The organism is Burkholderia sp. MSMB1498, from assembly GCF_001526245.1.
Taxonomy (GTDB): Bacteria; Pseudomonadota; Gammaproteobacteria; order Burkholderiales; family Burkholderiaceae; genus Burkholderia; species Burkholderia savannae.
In genome coordinates, this window is record NZ_LOYJ01000095.1 from 1 (window position 1) to 18,361 (window position 18,361).

Here is an 18,361-nt window from a genome sequence, read left to right on the forward strand (position 1 = left end):
ATCAAATCGAAAATGATGGGCACCACTTTGATGTCGCTTCTCGCCCTCGTCTACGACGGTCGCCGTGAGGCGCTTACAGTCATCCTGATCGTAGTGGGCCCAATTAAACGATTCAGGGCGCGCGATTGAACCAGGCACGCGGCAATTGCCGCTTTACTTTGCGGCGCGAAAATCGGTGTGATTGGGTAACAGTGTTTGCGTCGACTTTGAATCAGGAGCAGGAATTTCCATGCGCGGCATCATTCGGGTCGGCGACGTACAATTTGTTGCACAACGGCAACGCTGTGACAAATGCGCTATTCCCCCTCCAACCCCTTGAAACCAGGCGGTTTTCGCTTGATCGCCGTTAGCATGGTTACTGAGCACCACTAGCGCTTATTGTGAACGCCAACAGCTGCCCGAATGCAGAATGACTAGCAACTAATACGACAGTTCGCCCCGACGCGTGGCGACCGTCATCGACACCAAGGAAGCAAGATGCCGACATTCCAGGTGATGTTGAAGATGGCACTCTACGTTTCGCTGGTCCTGGCCACGCCAGGGCCGACAAATACCCTGCTGCTGTCCTCAGGAATCAAGGTCGGCTTCCGGCAATCGTCGCCTCTCCTGGTTGCAGAGGCATCGGGCTATGGCATCGCGATATCACTGTGGGGTTTCTTCCTGGCGACATTCGCGGCCACACGGCCGTGGCTTTACGATGCGCTGAAGCTGGGGAGCTCGGCCTATATTTTCTATCTCGCCCTGCAGCTATGGAAAAGCCCACGCTTTGAAGACATCCAGTCGGGTACCATCGGCTTTCGCGACATGTTCGTCGCGACGACCATGAACCCGAAGGCGTTATTGTTCGCCACTGCGATCTTTCCCCCGCAGGCTTTCGTATTGGTTCCGTTCTATCTCTGCTCGACCGCGGTCTTCACGGCGCTCACCGTGACGATCGGTTCGATGTGGCTTACCATCGGCGGCGTCTTGACGGCGCGCCGATCTCTGGCCACACATACCGGAACGCTGCTTCGCGGTGCGTCGGTCGTGCTGTTGATGTTCGCGGGCACGCTGGTGTTTTCCGTACTCAACCGCTAGCAGGCTGTTGAAATTCTCTCGCGAGGACTACGGGTGAAAATTTCCGACCTCGTAAACGCTCTACAAGCCGCTCGCGCGACTTCGGGAAGAGGTGGACGACCCGCGAAAACCGTCTGCGATCCCCCTCAAAGTAGTTTTTCAACAGCCTGCTAGAGCCTGTTATGAACCTAGATGAATGAAGTCGATGATTTTGGGCAGCATTAGACAGGCAAAGGCGAGGAAATGGAATCCGGCCAGCGTGTGAGGCAAGCGTTCATCGTCGCGCGCGAGGCGTCGAAAGCGCGCAGCCCATGAGAAGCTGCGCTCGACCACTCAGCGTCTGGGCAGCAACACGAAACCGCGCTTGGCCTCGGTGTGGTTGAGCACCTCCAACTCAATGCCGTGGCTTTGTGCTGCCTGACGAGCCGCTTCGCCTGTATAGCCCTGATCCACGTACGCAAGCGCCACGCTCTGGCTGTCTTATCAGCGGCAAAGTTCATAACACCCTGCTAAACGCAGGGAGCAGGTCAAGACCACCTAAATGAGCAAAGATTGACATATTTGTTTCGAAAATGGTGTCGACGTTATTTCTTTATTGTGAATTTAGATGTTCATTTTGCATTTTTATTCAATAAATTCATCGGCACGCACGCTTTAAATGAAAAAGTGAATTTATTTTTTTGAAAAATAAAATAGTTTTTTGGAAAAAATTCGTCGATATTTTTTAAGGATTAAGTATTTCTCTGGATGAATTGAGGTTGATATGAAATTTTGCGAGGTGTGCCATCGTGAACACTGCTATGGTGTATCGGAGAGGTTACGTGCATGGTACGGCAAGCCTCGGGAAGCTGACGTTGTCCGAGCATCTCGATGCGCTAATGGAGATTGCCGCATCGGCAAGTCAATCTGTTGATGCGGCATCCCTTACGCGGTGCGCCGCCGATGCGATGAGCGCCTCGCATTGTTCGATTTCGCTTCTATTTGAACCGAGAGGGGAACAGCCTCAGATCAAACTCCGGGGATGCAGCCAAGGATGCCCGGATATTGCGTAGAGGGACGTCCTCCATGGCCCTGGAGAGGTGGCTGGCGCCCGCAAGGCAGCCTTGTCGGGGGGGGCAGTCCGTCCGCCGCTGCGGACCGGTGCGCTGGACGGTGTGCTGTCGTCAGGCGATGGGGCGGTTGGAAGGTCTTTTCACGGAGCGTTGCCGAACTTCGCTGCGATTCACTATGCCTTCCCGGTGTCATTTGTCGTGATGAGCCAGACACGTTATGACGCGTTACCGGACGAGTTGCGAGTTCAGCTCGATAAGGCGGCACTATCCATTCAGGTTTCAAATCCTATGAGAAGCGTGTCATGAGCAACCCGATCAAGCATATCGTCATCGTGGGCGGCGGCACCGCGGGCTGGATGGCCGCCTCGTACCTCGTCCGGGCGCTCCAACAGCAGGCGAACATTACGCTCATCGAGTCTGCGGCGATCCCCCGGATCGGCGTGGGCGAGGCGACCATCCCGAGTTTGCAGAAGGTGTTCTTCGACTTCCTCGGGATACCTGAGCGGGAGTGGATGCCCCAGGTGAACGGCGCGTTCAAGGCCGCCATCAAGTTCGTGAACTGGAGGAAGTCTCCCGACCGCTCGCGCGGCGATCACTTCTACCATTTGTTCGGCAGCGTGCCGAACTGTGACGGCGTGCCGCTTACCCACTACTGGCTGCGCAAGCGCGAACAGGGCTTCCAGCAGCCGATGGAGTACGCCTGCTACCCGCAGCCCGGGGCGCTCGACGACAAGCTGGCGCCGTGCCTGCCCGACGGCACCCGCCAGATGTCCCACGCGTGGCACTTCGACGCGCACCTGGTGGCCGACTTCCTGAAGCGCTGGGCGATCGAACGCGGGGTGAAACAGATGGTCGACGAGGTCGTGGAGGTTCGCCTGAACGACCGCGGCTACATCTCCAGCCTGTCCACCAAGGAGGGGCGGACGCTGGAGGCGGACCTGTTCATCGACTGCTCCGGCATGCGGGGGCTCCTGATCAACCAGGCCCTGAAGGAGCCCTTCATCGACATGTCCGACTACCTGCTGTGCGACAGCGCGGTCGCCAGCGCCGTGCCCAACGCCGATGCGCGCGTGGGGGTCGAGCCGTACACCTCCGCGATCGCCATGAATTCGGGGTGGACCTGGAAGATTCCGATGCTGGGCCGGTTCGGCAGCGGCTACGTCTTCTCGAGCAAGTTCACCTCGCGCGACCAGGCCACCGCCGATTTCCTCAACCTCTGGGGCCTCTCGGACAAGCAACCGCTCAACCAGATCAAGTTCCGGGTCGGGCGCAACGGGCGGGCGTGGGTCAACAACTGCGTCGCGATCGGGCTGTCGTCGTGCTTTCTGGAGCCCCTGGAATCGACGGGAATCTACTTCATCTACGCGGCGCTTTACCAGCTCGTGAAGCACTTCCCCGATACCTCGTTCGACCCGCGGTTGGCCGACGCATTCAACGCCGAGATCGTCCACATGTTCGACGACTGCCGGGATTTCGTCCAGGCGCACTATTTCACCACGTCGCGCGACGACACGCCGTTCTGGCTCGCGAACCGGCACGACCTGCGGCTCTCGGACGCCATCAAGGAGAAGGTTCAGCGCTACAAGGCGGGGCTGCCGCTGACCACCACGTCGTTCGACGATTCCACGTACTACGAAACGTTCGACTACGAATTCAAGAACTTCTGGTTGAACGGAAACTACTACTGCATCTTTGCCGGCTTGGGCATGCTGCCCGACCGGTCGCTGCCGCTCTTGCGGCACCGACCGGAGTCGATCGATAAGGCTGAGGCGATGTTCGCCCGCATCCGGCGCGAGGCCGAGCGTCTGCGGACGAGCCTGCCGACGAACTACGACTACCTGCGGTCACTGCGTGAGGGCGACGCGGGGCTGTCTCGCAGCCAGCCCGGGCCGACGCTCGCGGCGCCGGAAATCCTGTAGTGGAGCGCACCCTGGACCGGGTATGCGCATTCGCGGCCACGCACGCTGCGGTGGCGGCCTGCGATTCGCTGCAGGCGCGCTCGCTCGTTCTGCAGCTGCCGGGCCTGAACCGTAAAAGGGACGTGCCCGGCATCGTTGGCCTGTTGCGCGAGTTCCTCCCGGCGCGTGGCGTGCCCTCCGGCTGGGGCTTTGTCGAGGCCGCCGCCGCGATGCGGGACATCGGGTTTTTCCTGGGGTCGCTCAAGCGGCACGGACACGAGCCCGCGGACGTGGTGCCCGGGCTCGAGCCGGTGCTGCTCGACTTGGCGCGCGCGACCGACCTGCCGCCGCGCGAGACGCTCCTGCATGTGACAGTCTGGAACCCCACGGCGGCCGACGCGCAGCGGAGCTACACCGGGCTGCGCGACGAAGCGCATCTGCTCGAGAGCGTGCGCATCTCGATGGCGGCCCTCGAGGCGGCCATCGCGGTGACCGTCGAGCTGTCCGACGTGCCCCTGCGGTCGCCCGCGTTCGCGCAAGGGTGCGACGAGCTAGCGGCCTATCTTCAGAAAATGGTCGAATCGATCGTTTACGCTTACCGCTTTATCTCGGTGCAGGTCTTCTACGACGAGCTCCGCCCCTTCTACGAACCGATTCGAGTCGGGGGCCAGAGCTACCTCGGCCCCGGTGCCGTGGAAATGCCCCTCTTCGTGCTGGAGCACGTGCTGTGGGGTTCGCAATCGGACCACCAAGGTTATCGAGAATTCAAAGAGACGTACCTGCCCTACGTGCTTCCCGCGTTCAGGGCGGTCTACGCCCGGTTCGCCGGGGGGCCAGCGCTCGTCGACCGCGCGCTCGGCGAGGCGCAAGCGGCCGGCGCGCGGGGCGAGCACGTCGGCGCCGGACTGGCTGCCCTCGACCGGGTCTTCGAGGTCCTGCTGCGCTTCCGGGCGCCTCACCTCAAATTGGCGGAGCGGGCGTACGAAGTCGGGCGAAGCGGCCCCACGATCGGCAGCGGGGGGTACGCGCCCAGCATGCTCGGCGATCTACTCACGCTCACGCGTGCCGCGCGGTCCCGCCTTCGCGCCGCGCTCGACGAGCCCTGACACCTGACGCTTGACGCGTGCGGCCATGTGTTCCATCTCACAAGGAGAGTGTGCCCCCATGACTCAGAAGAGCCCCGCGAACGGGCGCGACAGCAACCACTTCGACGTGATCATCCTCGGCTCGGGCATGTCCGGCACCCAGATGGGGGCCATCCTGGCCAACCAACAGTTTCGCGTGCTGATCATCGAGGAGTCGTCGCACCCGCGGTTCACGATCGGCGAATCGTCGATCCCCGAGACGTCTCTCATGAACCGCATCATCGCCGATCGCTACGGCATTCCGGAGCTCGACCGCATCACGTCGTTCTACTCGACGCAGCGTTACGTCGCGTCGAGCACGGGCATCAAGCGCAACTTCGGCTTCGTGTTCCACAAGCCCGGCCAGGAGCACGACCCGAAGGAATTCACGCAGTGCGTGATTCCCGAGCTGCCGTGGGGTCCGGAGAGCCATTATTACCGGCAAGACGTTGACGCCTACCTGTTGCAGGCCGCCATCAAATACGGCTGCACGGTCCGCCAGAAGACGAACGTGACCGAATACCACGCCGACAAGGACGGCGTCGCGGTGACCACCGCCCAGGGCGAACGGTTCACCGGCCGGTACATGATCGACTGCGGAGGCCCCCGCGCGCCGCTCGCGACCAAGTTCAAGCTCCGTGAAGAGCCGTGTCGCTTCAAGACGCACTCGCGCAGCCTCTACACGCACATGCTCGGGGTCAAGCCGTTCGATGACATCTTCAAGGTCAAGGGGCAGCGCTGGCGCTGGCACGAGGGGACCTTGCACCACATGTTCGCGGGCGGCTGGCTCTGGGTGATTCCGTTCAACAACCACCCGCGGTCGACCAACAACCTGGTGAGCGTCGGCCTGCAGCTCGACCCGCGTATCTACCCGAAAACGGACATCTCCGCGCAGCAGGAATTCGACGAGTTCCTCGCGCGGTTCCCGAGCATCGGGGCGCAGTTCCGGGACGCCGTGCCGGTGCGCGACTGGGTCAAGACCGACCGCCTGCAATTCTCGTCGAGCGCCTGCGTCGGCGACCGCTACTGCCTGATGCTGCACGCGAACGGGTTCATTGACCCGCTCTTCTCCCGGGGGCTCGAGAACACCGCGGTGACTATCCACGCGCTCGCGGCGCGCCTCATCAAGGCGCTGCGCGACGACGACTTCTCCCCCGAGCGCTTCGAGTACATCGAGCGCCTGCAGCAGAAGCTTTTGGACCACAACGACGACTTCGTCAGCTGCTGCTACACGGCGTTCTCGGACTTCCGCCTGTGGGACGCGTTTCACAGGCTGTGGGCGGTCGGCACGATCCTCGGGCAGTTCCGGATCGTGCAAGCCCACGCGAGGTTCCGCGCATCGCGCGACGAGGGCGACCTCGATCACCTCGACAACAACCCCCCGTACCTCGGGTACCTGTGCGCGGACATGGAGGGGTACTACCAGTTGTTCAACGACGCCAAAGCCGAGGTCGAGGCCGTGAGCGCCGGGCGCAAACCGGCCGAGGAGGCCGCGGCACGGATTCACGCCCTCATCGACGAACGAGACTTCGCCAGGCCGATGTTCGGCTTCGGGTACTGCATCACCGGGGCCAAGCCGCAGCTCAACAACTCGAAGTACAGCCTACTGCCGGCGATGAAGCTGCTGCACTGGACGCAAACCAGCGCGCCGGCAGAGGTGAAAAAGTACTTCGACTACAACCCGATGTTCGCGCTGCTCAGGGCGTACATCACGACCCGCATCGGCCTCGCGCTGAAGTAGTCGGCCGACAACGACACGAAAACGATGAACGACGTTCAATTGGATCAAGCGGGCACCAAGGAGCATGCCCCGGGGGCGTACGACGCGACCACGCGCGTGGCCGCGAGCTGGTACGTCGCGATGCGCTCGGACGACCTCAAGGACAAGCCGACGGAGTTGACGCTCTTCGGCCGTCCGTGCGTGGCGTGGCGCGGCGCGACCGGGCGGGCCGTGGTGATGGACCGCCACTGCTCGCACCTCGGCGCGAACCTGGCCGACGGGCGGGTCAAGGACGGGTGCATCCAGTGCCCGTTTCACCACTGGCGGTACGACGAGCACGGCCAGTGCGTTCACATCCCCGGCCACAGCCAGGCGGTGCGCCAGCTGGAGCCCGTCCCGCGCGGCGCGCGCCAGCCGACGTTGGTCACCGCTGAGCGATACGGCTATGTGTGGGTCTGGTACGGCTCCCCGCAGCCGCTGCATCCGCTGCCTGAAATCGCCGCGGCCGACGTCGACAACGGCGACTTCATGCACCTGCACATCGCGTTCGAGACGACGACTGCGGTCTTGCGGATCGTCGAGAACTTTTACGACGCGCAGCACGCGACCCCCGTGCACGCGCTCCCGATCTCGGCCTTCGAGCTCAAGATCTTCGACGATTGGCGCCAGTGGCCGGAGGTCGAGTCGCTGGCCCGGGCGGGCGCGTGGTTCGGTGCCGGGATCGATTTCACCGTGAACCGCTACTTCGGGCCCCTCGGCATGCTGTCGCGCGCGTTCGGCCTGAACATGTCGCAGATGAACTTGCACTTCGACGGCTACCCCGGCGGGTGCGTCATGACCGTCGCGCTGGACGGAGACTTCAAATACAAGCTGCTCCAGTGCGTGACGCCGGTGAGCGACGGCAAGAACGTCATGCACATGCTCATCTCGATCAAGAAGGTGGGCGGCGCGCTGCGCCGCGCGACCGACTTCGTGCTGTTCGGGTTGCAGACCAGACAGGCCGCGGGGTACGACGTCAAAATCTGGAACGGGATGAAGCCGGACGGCGGCGGCGCGTACAGCAGGTACGACAAGCTCGTGCTCAAGTACCGCGCGTTCTACCGGGGCTGGGTCGACCGCGTCGCCGAGGCGACCGCTCGACCGGGCCGCCGCGAGTGAGCGGCGATGCGTGAGTCGGCGGCTCTAGCAGGCTGTTGAAAAGCGCCTTGTTTTGACGATCGGAGCACTGTTTAAAAGGGTTTCGTATGCGATTGGCCGCTGAGTTGCCGATGGATCGTGCCGGATGCCCCGCTTGCGAGCGGGCCGGCCGGCGCGTTGCCGCGCAACGGCTGCGCTTGGGCGGCTCATCGCATTGCCCCTTGGGCACCGCTGCCAGTATTCGAGCCATTCGAGTCAGGTTGCTCGCCAGCATCGTCAGCTTGAAGTGCTGGTCGACTCGCTTGATGCCGCGATACGCGGTCTGTCGAATCCTGTCGACGCTCTTGCCCCAGCCGAAGTGCTCTTCGATGCGCTTGCGAATCACTTGGCTAATGCCATAACCGACGTGCCGAGAGGTGCGGCCGTCGATCGCGCTGCCGCCTTGATGCGCGTCGTTGCGCGCGACGTGTGGCGTCACCTTACGCGCTCGGCAGTCGCGCATGTCGTAAGCCTTGTCGGCGCCGAGCGTCTTGGCGTGACGACCCGGCACGCAGTCGAGCAGGCGCAATGCACTCGCGCGTTCGCCGAAACCGTCGGCGTGGCTGACCCATGCCTGGATCAGCGTGCCATCCACCGAGAAGTGTTCTCTGGAGAGCAGCCCTTGCTTGTCGGCCAAACTCATGACTTCGGTAAAGAACGTTTCGAGATCATGAACACGATATCTCTAACGCACCGCCCACAGCGCTCGTTTACACCGTATCCAATTTCAACAGCCTGATAGAGCCGAGTGCGTGCGCGGAATTTCGTGTGGGCCGCAGTCGCGCGCGACATGAAGTCTTGCGGCGAAGGTGCGTCAAAAGACGAATCGCGGACAAGTTGAGGTGTCGCGCCGCGCACGTGAAGAACCGCGCGTCGCCGCACGATTCGCGAATCCGCGACATGCGCAGCGGATCGCCGATCCTTTGCGCGACCGTGCAACGAACGAGCGCCGATTCGTTCGGCCACTCCCGCTTGTCGAGCACGTGCACCCGGCAGATCCGAACGGTCTTCGCACGGATAACGCCACGCGCTTGCCGCCCCGGCGGCGTTCACGGCGGATCGCCGATCCGATGCGCGACCGCGTAGCGAACGAGCGCCGATTCGTTCGGCAGCTCCAGCTTGTCGAGCACGTGCGCCTTGTAGATCCGGACGGTCTTCGCGCTGATCCCGAGCGCCTGCGCGATCTCGACGGGCGTGTCGCCGGACGCGAGATGGCGGAACACTTCGAATTCGCGTTTCGACAAGCGCTCGTGCGGCGGCGCGCCCGACGGCGAATGCAGGTTCCCCGCGAGTTGCTCGGCGACGCGCATGCTCACGTACACGCCGCCCGACGCGATCTTGTGAAGCGCGGCGATCAGCTCGTCGCAGCCGCTTTGCTTCGTCAGATAGCCCGACGCGCCCGCCTGAAACACGTCGGCCGCGTGCCGCTGGTTGGCGCGCGCGGTCATCACCAGAATGCGCATCGACGGCGCGGCCTGACGAATGCGACGCATCAGGTCGACGCATTCCCGGCCGAGCGTGTCTTGATCGAGCAGCGCGACGTCGGCGCGGCCTTGTTTGACGAGCTCGAACGCGGACGCCGCGTCGCCCGCTTCCCCGTCGATCGCGAAATCGCCCGATTTTTCGAGAATATGTCGCAAGCCGTCGCGCAGCACGGCGTGACGGTCCACCACCAACAGCCTGATCATCGGCGAAGCCTCGTAGCGCGAACCTGTTTATGGCCTTCGTGTCCCGGTGGTCGACGGGCACGCCGCCGTGCGTCGCGACGGCGCGCGAACGCATGCGGCGATCCGGCCGAACTCCGGACGCTTGTTCCCCGGACCGTTGCGTCGCGCCGGGCGGCGATCGGCGATCGCCGGGCCCGGTCACGCGCGTCGCGACTGGTCGCCACGGCTTGAAAGAATCGAGGCCGCCGCTTCGCGCAAGCCGCGCGGCGGCGACGATGCCCGGCCGCGCGCGCGATGCGACGCACGCCGCTCGGGGTGTTGTTCACGTCATCGGGATCGTCGCCCGCCGGGCGGCGGACGCGTGGCCGTCGCGAGCGCCACGTTTCAATCTTATGCCGGCATGCTTACGCATTCCTGATCGTTGCGCACGCAATCGCATCGGTGAAATCGCGGATGACGTTACGCCGCGCGGCTTTGCGGTTTGGTCATACCGTACGACGACTGGGCGCGTGCGCGACGGAGGTTCGAGCGCCGGCCGTTTCCGATTCGATGCGATCGGCCTCGGGCGAAGAAGCGCGCGATGCGCATTCGATGGCGATCCTCGCGAGCCGCTGCGCGGCGCATCGTTTGCCGAGCGCAGGCGACCCGGCGATCCGATTGCGCGCACCGCGTGCGAGCGAACGACGGTCGACACGTTTCGGGCCGCCCGAAAACGAATCGCTAATGAAGCGCTTACGCCCGATCCGATCGCGGCGGCCCCCGGCGAAAGGCGTCACGGGCTCGCGTGTCTTCCTGGCGCAGGATGCGACACGTGCGCGCACGCGAGCCCGGGTCGGAACGGGGAAAACGTTTTCGAAACGCTCGCGTTTCGCATCGGCGCATCCGCGCGAATTGCCGAACCGCGGCGCATCTTCGCGCGCTCGGCGATCGAATCCGCAGTGGAATCGGAAAATTCCTACAGCCCGGCGCGCGGACGCTGTGTGCTTATCTCGTAATTGCCGATTTTCTTTCGCCGTCTCGACTTGCACAGTGCGATGGAACGCAGTTTCGATCGCGGACGAAGCGAGAGCGGAGCGGCCGAGGCGGGCCGACGTCGCTCGATGCCGGAGACATGACCATGTTGACGCCCCATGAATTCTCAACGCTGTTGTGCATTGCGCGTTCGCCCCAGGACGTCGACGAGGCGGACCCGGAATTCGTTTCTCTCGTCGAAATGGGCCTCGCGATGACGGCGGTCCGAGGGCAGCCGATCGTGCCGGGTTCGCTGCTGACGTCGCGCGGCCGCGAATTGCTCGAGCGGATCGTGTGCGTGAAGGCGGCGGCCGTGCAGAGGGTTTGAGCGGGGCCGTTCGATTCCGGCGCATGCGACGTAGACGCATGGCCGGATGACGGTTGCAGCGCACGACGGCGGCGCCGGCCGATCGACGAACGTTGCCGTTGTCGACGGGCGCAAAGCGCTGCGGCGCGATTTCGTGCGCGATCTCTCGCGCGATGCCGTGCATTCGCGTTCGCGTCGCTCGTTGACGCAACTCAAGTCCGTTCGCCGCGCGAAGGCGCACGCTGATCATCGGCGCAGCGCGCGTTTGGCCGTGTGAAGAACGGCCCGCGCGCGGTGCGATTCGCGCGGCGCGCGACGCCAGGCCATGCGGCATCGGGCGAACGAAGCGAGCCGACACGCGCCGCGCGATGCGCGCGCCGTCTGCGATCATTGAACGGGCGACAAGCATGGAACACCCGCACCGCCTCTCCGACAACGCGGCGCGTCTGCTCGCGTTGATCGACGCATTGCTCGCCGAGCTGTACGGCGAGCGCAACGGTCATCGTCGCGCGACGCTCGACGCGCAGTTCGAGCGCGATCTCGGCTTCGACAGCCTGACGCGCGCGGAACTGTTCGACCGGATCGAGCGCGCGTTCGGCGTGCGCTTGCCCGTCGACGTGTTTGCGTCCGCGGCGACGCCCGCCGACGTCGCGCGCGCGCTCGCCGACGCGCACGCGCAACCGCAAGCCGCGCCGGAAGAGGACGCGCCGCCGACGCCGGCCGCCGACGCCGCCGCATGGCCCGTCGAAGCCGATACGCTGATCGGCGTGTTGCGCTGGCACGCCGAGCGACATCCCGATCGCGTCCACTTGCGGCTGCTCGAAGACGGCCTGAGCGCGACGCCGCTCACCTACGGCGAACTGCACCGGCGCGCGTCGGATCTGGCGAGCGGCTTGCGCGAGCGCGGCATCGATCCGGGCGACACGGTCGCGCTGATGTTGCCGACGGGGCTCGACTATTTCGTCGCGTTCGCCGCGATCCTGTATTGCGGCGCGATTCCGGTGCCGATCTATCCGCCCGCGAGTCTCGCGCAGCTCGACGAGCACGTCGTGCGTCACGTGCCGATTCTCGAGAATGCGCAGATCAAGGCGTTGATTGCGTTTCGCCAGGCCGTCTCGGTCGCGCAGCTTCTGAAGCTTCGCGTGAGCACGCTGCAGCACGTGCTCACGCCCGGGCAGATCGAAGGCCGCGAGCGGCTGCCGCCGTTTCGCGCGGCAGAGAGCGATATCGCGCTGCTTCAGTACACGTCGGGCAGCACCGGCACGCCGAAGGGCGTGATGCTCAGTCATGCGAATCTGCTTGCGAACATCCGCGCGATGGGCGAGCGGATGCGGGTCGACGCGACCGACGTGCTCGTGAGCTGGCTGCCGCTCTATCACGACATGGGGTTGATCGGCGCGTGGCTCGCGCCGCTTTATTTCGGCATCCCGGCGATCGTGATGTCGCCCGTCGCGTTCCTCGCGCGCCCGGCGCTCTGGCTGCGCGCGATCTCGCGATATCGCGGCACGATCACCGCCGCGCCGAACTTCGCTTACGAGCGTTGCGCGCGTCATCTCGCCGCGCTCGAGCCGACCGAATTCGATCTGTCGTCGCTGCGCTTCGCGTGCTGCGGGGCCGAGCCCGTCCACGCCGACACGCTGCGTGCGTTCGCCGCGCGCTTCGCGTCGTGCGGCTTCGACGCGCGCGCGCTGACGCCCGTCTACGGTCTCGCGGAAAACACGCTCGGATTGACGTTTCCGCCTCCCGCGCGCGGGCTGCGCGTCGATCGGATCGCGCGCGAGCCGCTCAACGCGGGCGGCCGCGCGGTGCCCGAGTCGGGCGGCGCGAACGCGCTCGACGTGCCGAGCTGCGGCTATCCGCTCGACGGCACCGAGCTGCGGATCGTCGACGACGACGAGCGCGAGCTTGCGCAGCGGCAGGTCGGGCGCATCGAGTTTCGCGGCACGTCGGCGACGCGCGGCTACTATCGCAATCCCGCGCAGACCGCGCGCCTGTTCCGCGACGCATGGCGCGATACCGGCGATCTCGGCTATGTCGCCGACGGCGAACTGTACGTCACCGGGCGCGTGAAGGACATGATCATTCGCGGCGGCCGGCATTTCTTCCCGTACGAACTCGAAGAGGCGATCGAGCGGCTGCCGGGCGTCGTGACGGGCGGCGTCGCGGTGTGCGGCGGCGCCGATCCCGTCAGCGGCACCGAGCGCGTCGTGATTCTCGTGGAAAGCGAAGCGACCGATGACGCCGCGTGCGAGCGGCTGCGAACGAGCGTCAACGACGTGACGGCCGCGCTCTGGGGCGCGCCCGCCGAGCAGGTGAGCATCGTCGCGCCGCACGGCATCCTGAAGACGCCGAGCGGCAAGATCCGCCATGCCGCGACGCTCGCGCAGTTCGAGCGCCACGCCGGACGGCTGCCGCAAGCGAGCGCGTCGTGGCGGCAGCTCGCCGATCTGGCGGCGGGCAGCGTCGCGCCGTTCTGCGGGCGCGCGTGGCGGCGCGCGGCGCGGGCGCTTCGCGGGCTGTACTGCTGGTGGCTCGTCGCGCTGCTCGCGCCCGCGCTATGGGCGCTCGTCGCGTATCGGAAGGATCTTCAGGACAACTGGCAGCTCGCGGCGTATGCGTGCCGCACGTTCCTGCGTTTCGCCGACGTGCGCACGAACCTGATCGCCGATCCCGACGCGCTTGCGGCCGGGCCGTCGATCGTCGTCGCGAATCATACGAGCTACCTGGATGTCGTCGCGTTGCTCGCGCTGCTACCGTATCCGGCGCACTTCGTCGCGAAGCGCGAGCTCGCGGCGCGGCCGTTCGTCGGGCGCTTCCTGCGCGCGCTCGGCACGCGCTTCGTCGAGCGGCGCGAGTACGGCCGCAGCGTCGAGGACGAAGCGCGGCTCGTCGCGCAGGCGGCCGCCGACGAAACGCTGCTGTTCTTCCCGGAGGGCACGTTCACGCGCGCGGCGGGGCTCGCCGCGTTCCGCCTCGGCGCGTTTCGCGCGGCGTGCGCCGCGCGGCGGCCGGTGGTGCCCGTCGTCGTGAGCGGCGCGCGCGCCGTGTTGCGCGACGGCGAATGGGCGCCGCGCCGCGGCGAGATCACCGTGACGATGCTCGCGCCGATCCTGCCGGACGGCGAGGACTTCGGCGCGATGGCGCGGCTTCGCGATCGCGCGCGCGGGGCGATTCTCGCGCACTGCGGCGAGCCCGACTTGCGCGACGACCGCGCTCAGCGCGCGGCGTTCGCGTCCGTCGCGTAATACGCGCGGCATTGCGCTTCGCGTCCGCGCACCACGCGCTTGCCGATCAGCGCGCCGCGCGTCTCGGTGACGACGGTGCGCTGATGCTCGTCGTGATCGCTGTCGTAAAAGTACAGGATCACCCAGTCCGCGGTGCGGCCGAGTTCGTGCGCGCGTCCGGTGTTCGAATAGAGCGCGGTGAAGTGCCAGTCGTCGCGCGTCGCGTGCAGCACGGGCAGCCACGCTTCTTGACGCGGGTTCAGCCGTTTCGGCGCGATCTTCGGCAGCGCGCCGGCCGCGGCCTTCTCGCGATAGAGCCGGTCGACATCGAGCAGCACGGAGACGGAAGGCTCCAGTGCGGGCGTCGCGCGGCGCACGAGCGCCTGCCGGCCGCGCCGACGGCTCAGCAGACTCTCGAGCGCCGCGCGGATGCCCGCGATCCGCCGCGGGCCGAGCCCTTCGACGGTCGCGAGGCGGCCGTCGCGCACGGCGAGCTCGAGATCCTCGAGCGTGTCGATGTGGAGCGCCTCGTGGATGCGCTCGGCGAGCGCGCGGCCGACGCCCGGCACCATCTGGAACGACAGCGTCGGACTGGCCGAGCCGCGCAGGCGGTCGAGCTGGCGCCAGCGGTCGGTGATCAGCATCTCGGCGATCGCGCGCGCGATGCCGAGGCCGATGTGGGGCAGGGCGTCGAGCGCGTCGATGCCGCCCGCGTCGAACAGCTCGCGGACGTCGCGATCGAGGCTCGCGACCGTCTCGGCGGCCGACCGGTACGCGCCGGCCCGATACGGATTGGCGCCCTGCGTTTCGAGGAGCTCCGCCGCCTCGAGCAGTCGGTCCGCGATGTGCCGGTTGTCCGTCGCGGCGGTGGGTGGGGCAGTCTGCATCGTTCGAAGGCGGTGGGTTGCGCGGCGGGGCCGGGCCCGCATCGGCGGGCGGCGCGAGCGTTCGTCGCGCGGCCCGATCGAGCGGCATGGTTTCGGCGCGCGCGGCGTGCCGCGTGCGCCGAGCGGTCCGACGAAAGCGCGGGGAGCGCGGTCGGGGCGCAGGCGGCGGGGCGAATCAGGCGGCGCCGTGCCTGTGCCCGCGCGCGTACCTGCACGCGTATCGCTTCACGCCGCGATCGGTCGGCTCTCCAGAAAATTCTCACGGAACGAATGCTCTGGAAATTGACGCGCGTCAATGGTGTGTGATCCGAGCGCGCACGGCATGCGGCGCGAGGTTGGAAGGTTTCGTGGCGCGCGTCGTCGCGCGATGCGACGCACGCACGATGGAAGCGATTCCGCGGCGCGACGCCGCGTGCCGTTTGCGGATACACGTGTTCGCCGCGCGCGACGGCGGCCGGAACGGCGGAGACCACCGTGGATGGCCGACGACGTGCGCGGCCGCTGGTAAGATACCGCCCGATCCTGTCCCACCGCCGAGAGCCCGCCGCCCGATGAAGCCCGCCGTCAAGCGTTCGACGAAGCCAGCCGACGCCGCTCGCGCCGCGGCGAAAGCGCGCGCGCCGCAGCGGCTCACGTACGTCATCGGCAATCTCGACCGGCTGCTCCGCCGCCACATGACCGATGCGCTCGCGCCGCTCGGCATCACGCTCGCGCAGTACACGGCGCTGTCGGTGCTCGAGGCGCGCGGTCCGTCGTCGAATGCGAAGGTCGCCGAGCGCTCGTTCATCACGCCGCAGTCGGCGAACGAGGTGATGAGCGCGATGGCGGGCCGCGGCTGGATCATGCGCGAAGCCGATCCGAATCACGGGCGCGTGATCCTGCTGCGCGTCACGCCCGGCGGCGTCGCGATGCTGCGCGAATGCGAAGCCGCGCTGCGGCCGCTCGAAAGCCGGATGCTCGACGGCGTGCCGCACGCCGACGCCGAAGCGGCGCAGCGCTGGCTCGAGATTTTCGTGCGCAATCTGCGCGGCTGATTCGCGTCGCGCGCTTTCGTTGGCCGAATCGAGTTGCTTCGACGGCCGGAACTGTCTTGCCGCCTCGCCGCGTCGAGTTGCGTCGAGTTGCGTCGGGCCCCGCCGCATCGGCGAGGTTTTCCGCTGTTGGTCACGAGCTGCCGTCGCGCGCCGCTGAAGCGCGCGTCCCGGCGCTGCCGCGGCATCGTTGCGCGGCGCGACAGCGCATCGAGCGCCGATCTTCCGCTGAAAAAATCATTCAGAATCATTGCGTTGCGAGCGAGCGGCTTCCCGTGCATGCAATGTCTTGTTAATTTCATACAAATCACCGAATTATTTCTTGCGATTGACCTATCGAATCTCACAAAATGGCTGCCGTCGGCCCTTTCGGGGGCGCGTCCGGTGACGGATCGGCCGCCCCCGGCCGCCGCGTTTTCTCACCATCCGCGAATCGAACCGCAGCCAAGGTAGATCCATGTCCCGTCCCGTTTTCGAGGCCGTACGATTGGACGACGTCGTATTGCAGCCGTCCCCCATCAATCCGGCCTGGGTTCTCGAAGGCAATCCCGTCGCGCGCAGCGGCCAGTGGTCGCGCAGCCCCGACTCGACGACGTCGATGTGGGTTTGGGATTGCACCGCGGGGCGCTTCAACTGGCACTTCGACTGCGACGAAACCATTCACGTGATCGAAGGCGAAGTGATCGTCACCTCGGAAGGCCAGGCGCCGCGCACGCTGCGCGCCGGCGACGCCGCGCTGTTCCACGCCGGCAGCCGAGCCGAGTGGCACGTGCCGCAGTACGTGCGCAAGCATGCGATCCTGCGCCCGCATATCCCGAAGCCGGTGCTGTTCGTGCACAAGGTCGTCCGCAGGTTGAGCAGCACGCTGCGGTGACGCTTGCGCGGCGGGCGGGCGCGCAGCGGCGCGCGCGGCTTGCGCTGCCTACTTCGCGCGCTTGGCCTTCGCTTTTTGGCCGGCCGCATTGAGCGCGATCGCGGCGCGCACGAGCGCCTTGAACGCGTCGGCGTCGGGCGCCTCGCCTTCGTGGATGTCGATCGCGCGCCGGACGTTGCCGTCGAGGCTCGAGTTGAAGAGCCCGGCCGGGTCCTCCAGCGACGCGCCCTTCGCGAAGGTCAGCTTCACGATCGACTTGTACGATTCGCCGGTGCAGATGATCCCGTCGCGCGACCAGACGGGCGTGCCCATCCACTTCCATTCCTCGGCGACGTCCGGGGCGGCGTCGCGGATCAGCTCGCGCACCCGGCTCAAGGCGTCGCCGCGCCAGTCGCCGAGCTCGGCGATCCGTTTGTCGATCAGCTCGGAAGCCGACGGGCTTTCCGTCGAATCGGTCTTCTTCATGTTCTCCTCCTGAAGACGTCGGGACTCTTGGGCGTTCGGCGCGATCTTGCGTTGCGGTCGCGGCGTTGGGCGCCTTCGTCTCGCTGCCGCGGCATGTTCGGCCGACGCGCTCTCATGGTCATCGGCGCTGTCGCCGCCCGGACGGCGGCGTCGGCGAATGCGGCTCGGCGGTCGACGGCGCGTCCGTCACGATACGCGATCCTCGGCACGGCCGCGCGACATTCGTTTATCGGGCGCGAAGCGCGCCGGGTTTCGTCGACAGGGCGTGCGGGGGCGGTGTGACGCCGTTGCCGGCGCAATCATCGAAAAATGGGCGGGAAATTGCCGACAGATCGTCGCGAAATGGCCGCGAAATGGCCGCGAAATGGGTGGAAGGCGGCCGCGATACGGTTTCCTCGCCCGTCGAACGAGGCGCGCGGCCCAACGCGGCCCAACGCGGCCCAACGCGGCCCAACGCGGCCCAACGCGGCCCAACGCGGCCCAACGCGGGCGAACGGACAGCTTCGCCATCGCGCGATAAGCGGAAGGACTGATTGCGCACGCGCTTCTGCACGCGTGAATCACGCGGGCCGAATCAGAAAAGACCGCGTGCACCACGGCGATCGTCGCAAGTCGCTCGTCGCGGTTGCGCATTCGATGTCCGGCGATCTCGATTCCACCGCCCGCTTGAGCCGCGAACACTGCAGACGGCGGCGCGCGAACTGCCGCTGAAGCGTGCGGCGGCGACGCGTGCAGCGCCGCTGCGCCTTGTCGTGGCTGCGCTGCGCTCGCATGGTGGCCGACGGCTCTCATAGAGGTGGCCTCACTCGTTCGGACAGTTTTCTGAGATTTTTAAGTGGAACGTCCGAGGCAATCATGCTGCCGATTTG

General features: G+C 66.0%; 14 protein-coding genes and 2 pseudogenes. 11 read left to right on the plus strand and 5 right to left on the minus strand.

What is annotated here, in order from left to right; genetic code table 11:
• Positions 1–477: 477 nt before the first annotated feature.
• Entirely contained in the window at positions 478–1,077 is a 600-nt protein-coding gene (locus WS91_RS20380; protein ID WP_059670880.1) for a LysE family translocator, read from the plus strand.
• A 159-nt stretch (positions 1,078–1,236) separates the two neighbouring features.
• Here the strand turns inward: WS91_RS20380 and WS91_RS37470 are convergent.
• Positions 1,237–1,524 (minus strand): annotated as a pseudogene (locus tag WS91_RS37470) (transposase); the annotation flags it as partial.
• 611 nt (positions 1,525–2,135) lie between these two features.
• Here WS91_RS37470 and WS91_RS33885 point away from each other — a divergent pair.
• The 5 genes from WS91_RS33885 to WS91_RS20400 are packed head-to-tail and all read left to right on the plus strand — an operon-like array spanning position 2,136 to position 8,008.
• Positions 2,136–2,414 carry a hypothetical protein gene (locus tag WS91_RS33885; protein ID WP_156432416.1) on the plus strand — a complete coding sequence of 93 codons (279 nt, stop codon included), beginning with the start codon at positions 2,136–2,138 and terminating at the stop codon, positions 2,412–2,414.
• Positions 2,411–4,027 carry a tryptophan halogenase family protein gene (locus tag WS91_RS20385; protein WP_059644478.1) on the plus strand — a complete coding sequence of 539 codons (1,617 nt, stop codon included), beginning with the start codon at positions 2,411–2,413 and terminating at the stop codon, positions 4,025–4,027. Before WS91_RS33885 ends, WS91_RS20385 begins: the two co-directional genes overlap by 4 nt.
• Positions 4,027–5,112: a monodechloroaminopyrrolnitrin synthase PrnB family protein gene (locus WS91_RS20390; RefSeq protein WP_059670881.1), complete on the plus strand. Its 1,086-nt coding sequence runs from the start codon at positions 4,027–4,029 to the stop codon at positions 5,110–5,112. Before WS91_RS20385 ends, WS91_RS20390 begins: the two co-directional genes overlap by 1 nt.
• 58 nt (positions 5,113–5,170) lie before the next feature.
• On the plus strand, positions 5,171–6,871 hold the full coding sequence (locus WS91_RS20395; protein WP_059582754.1) for an NAD(P)/FAD-dependent oxidoreductase: 1,701 nt from the start codon (positions 5,171–5,173) through the stop codon (positions 6,869–6,871).
• A gap of 24 nt (positions 6,872–6,895) precedes the next feature.
• On the plus strand, positions 6,896–8,008 hold the full coding sequence (locus WS91_RS20400; RefSeq protein WP_059670882.1) for a Rieske 2Fe-2S domain-containing protein: 1,113 nt from the start codon (positions 6,896–6,898) through the stop codon (positions 8,006–8,008).
• Positions 8,009–8,204: 196 nt separating this feature from the next.
• Here the strand turns inward: WS91_RS20400 and WS91_RS33890 are convergent.
• Together WS91_RS33890 and WS91_RS20410 are read right to left on the minus strand one after the other, a co-directional pair.
• Positions 8,205–8,693 (minus strand): annotated as a pseudogene (locus WS91_RS33890) (transposase); the annotation flags it as partial.
• Positions 8,694–9,075: 382 nt separating this feature from the next.
• Positions 9,076–9,714 (minus strand): response regulator, encoded by a 639-nt coding sequence (locus WS91_RS20410; protein WP_059670883.1) that lies wholly within the window; start codon positions 9,712–9,714, stop codon positions 9,076–9,078.
• Between the two features lie 254 nt (positions 9,715–9,968).
• Between WS91_RS20410 and WS91_RS20415 the strand changes: the two genes are divergently transcribed.
• The 3 genes from WS91_RS20415 to WS91_RS20430 all read left to right on the plus strand — a co-directional run bounded on the left by WS91_RS20415 (position 9,969) and on the right by WS91_RS20430 (position 14,256).
• Complete coding sequence (locus WS91_RS20415; protein ID WP_156432417.1) at positions 9,969–10,688, plus strand: hypothetical protein; 720 nt, start codon at positions 9,969–9,971, stop codon at positions 10,686–10,688.
• Between the two features lie 122 nt (positions 10,689–10,810).
• Complete coding sequence (locus WS91_RS20420) at positions 10,811–11,032, plus strand: hypothetical protein (protein WP_038753207.1); 222 nt, start codon at positions 10,811–10,813, stop codon at positions 11,030–11,032.
• Between the two features lie 386 nt (positions 11,033–11,418).
• The gene (locus WS91_RS20430; protein ID WP_059670884.1) at positions 11,419–14,256 is read left to right on the plus strand and encodes an AMP-binding protein; all 2,838 of its coding nucleotides are present in this window, start codon (positions 11,419–11,421) and stop codon (positions 14,254–14,256) included.
• Here the strand turns inward: WS91_RS20430 and WS91_RS20435 are convergent.
• On the minus strand, positions 14,226–15,122 hold the full coding sequence (locus WS91_RS20435) for a helix-hairpin-helix domain-containing protein (RefSeq protein WP_059670885.1): 897 nt from the start codon (positions 15,120–15,122) through the stop codon (positions 14,226–14,228). The genes WS91_RS20430 and WS91_RS20435 overlap by 31 nt on opposite strands.
• A gap of 551 nt (positions 15,123–15,673) precedes the next feature.
• Between WS91_RS20435 and WS91_RS20440 the strand changes: the two genes are divergently transcribed.
• Together WS91_RS20440 and WS91_RS20445 are read left to right on the plus strand one after the other, a co-directional pair.
• Positions 15,674–16,156 (plus strand): MarR family winged helix-turn-helix transcriptional regulator, encoded by a 483-nt coding sequence (locus tag WS91_RS20440; protein ID WP_038753175.1) that lies wholly within the window; start codon positions 15,674–15,676, stop codon positions 16,154–16,156.
• A gap of 454 nt (positions 16,157–16,610) precedes the next feature.
• Complete coding sequence (locus tag WS91_RS20445) at positions 16,611–17,027, plus strand: cupin domain-containing protein (RefSeq protein ID WP_059670886.1); 417 nt, start codon at positions 16,611–16,613, stop codon at positions 17,025–17,027.
• A 48-nt stretch (positions 17,028–17,075) separates the two neighbouring features.
• Here the strand turns inward: WS91_RS20445 and WS91_RS20450 are convergent, their stop codons facing one another.
• Positions 17,076–17,492 (minus strand): DUF1801 domain-containing protein, encoded by a 417-nt coding sequence (locus tag WS91_RS20450; RefSeq protein WP_038753179.1) that lies wholly within the window; start codon positions 17,490–17,492, stop codon positions 17,076–17,078.
• Positions 17,493–18,361: the final 869 nt, after the last annotated feature.

What these genes read in the sequence shown, in the direction of transcription:
- WS91_RS20385 (WP_059644478.1), top strand. Translation starts at nt 2,411, where the DNA reads ATGAGCAACCCGATCAAGCATATCGTCATCGTGGGCGGCGGCACCGCG.
- WS91_RS20445 (WP_059670886.1), top strand. Translation starts at nt 16,611, where the DNA reads ATGTCCCGTCCCGTTTTCGAGGCCGTACGATTGGACGACGTCGTATTG.
- WS91_RS20415 (WP_156432417.1), top strand. Translation starts at nt 9,969, where the DNA reads ATGCCCGGCCGCGCGCGCGATGCGACGCACGCCGCTCGGGGTGTTGTT.
- WS91_RS20400 (WP_059670882.1), top strand. Translation starts at nt 6,896, where the DNA reads ATGAACGACGTTCAATTGGATCAAGCGGGCACCAAGGAGCATGCCCCG.
- WS91_RS20440 (WP_038753175.1), top strand. Translation starts at nt 15,674, where the DNA reads ATGAAGCCCGCCGTCAAGCGTTCGACGAAGCCAGCCGACGCCGCTCGC.
- WS91_RS20430 (WP_059670884.1), top strand. Translation starts at nt 11,419, where the DNA reads ATGGAACACCCGCACCGCCTCTCCGACAACGCGGCGCGTCTGCTCGCG.
- WS91_RS20450 (WP_038753179.1), bottom strand. Translation starts at nt 17,492, where the DNA reads ATGAAGAAGACCGATTCGACGGAAAGCCCGTCGGCTTCCGAGCTGATC.
- WS91_RS20410 (WP_059670883.1), bottom strand. Translation starts at nt 9,714, where the DNA reads ATGATCAGGCTGTTGGTGGTGGACCGTCACGCCGTGCTGCGCGACGGC.
- WS91_RS20380 (WP_059670880.1), top strand. Translation starts at nt 478, where the DNA reads ATGCCGACATTCCAGGTGATGTTGAAGATGGCACTCTACGTTTCGCTG.
- WS91_RS20435 (WP_059670885.1), bottom strand. Translation starts at nt 15,122, where the DNA reads ATGCAGACTGCCCCACCCACCGCCGCGACGGACAACCGGCACATCGCG.
- WS91_RS20420 (WP_038753207.1), top strand. Translation starts at nt 10,811, where the DNA reads ATGTTGACGCCCCATGAATTCTCAACGCTGTTGTGCATTGCGCGTTCG.
- WS91_RS20395 (WP_059582754.1), top strand. Translation starts at nt 5,171, where the DNA reads ATGACTCAGAAGAGCCCCGCGAACGGGCGCGACAGCAACCACTTCGAC.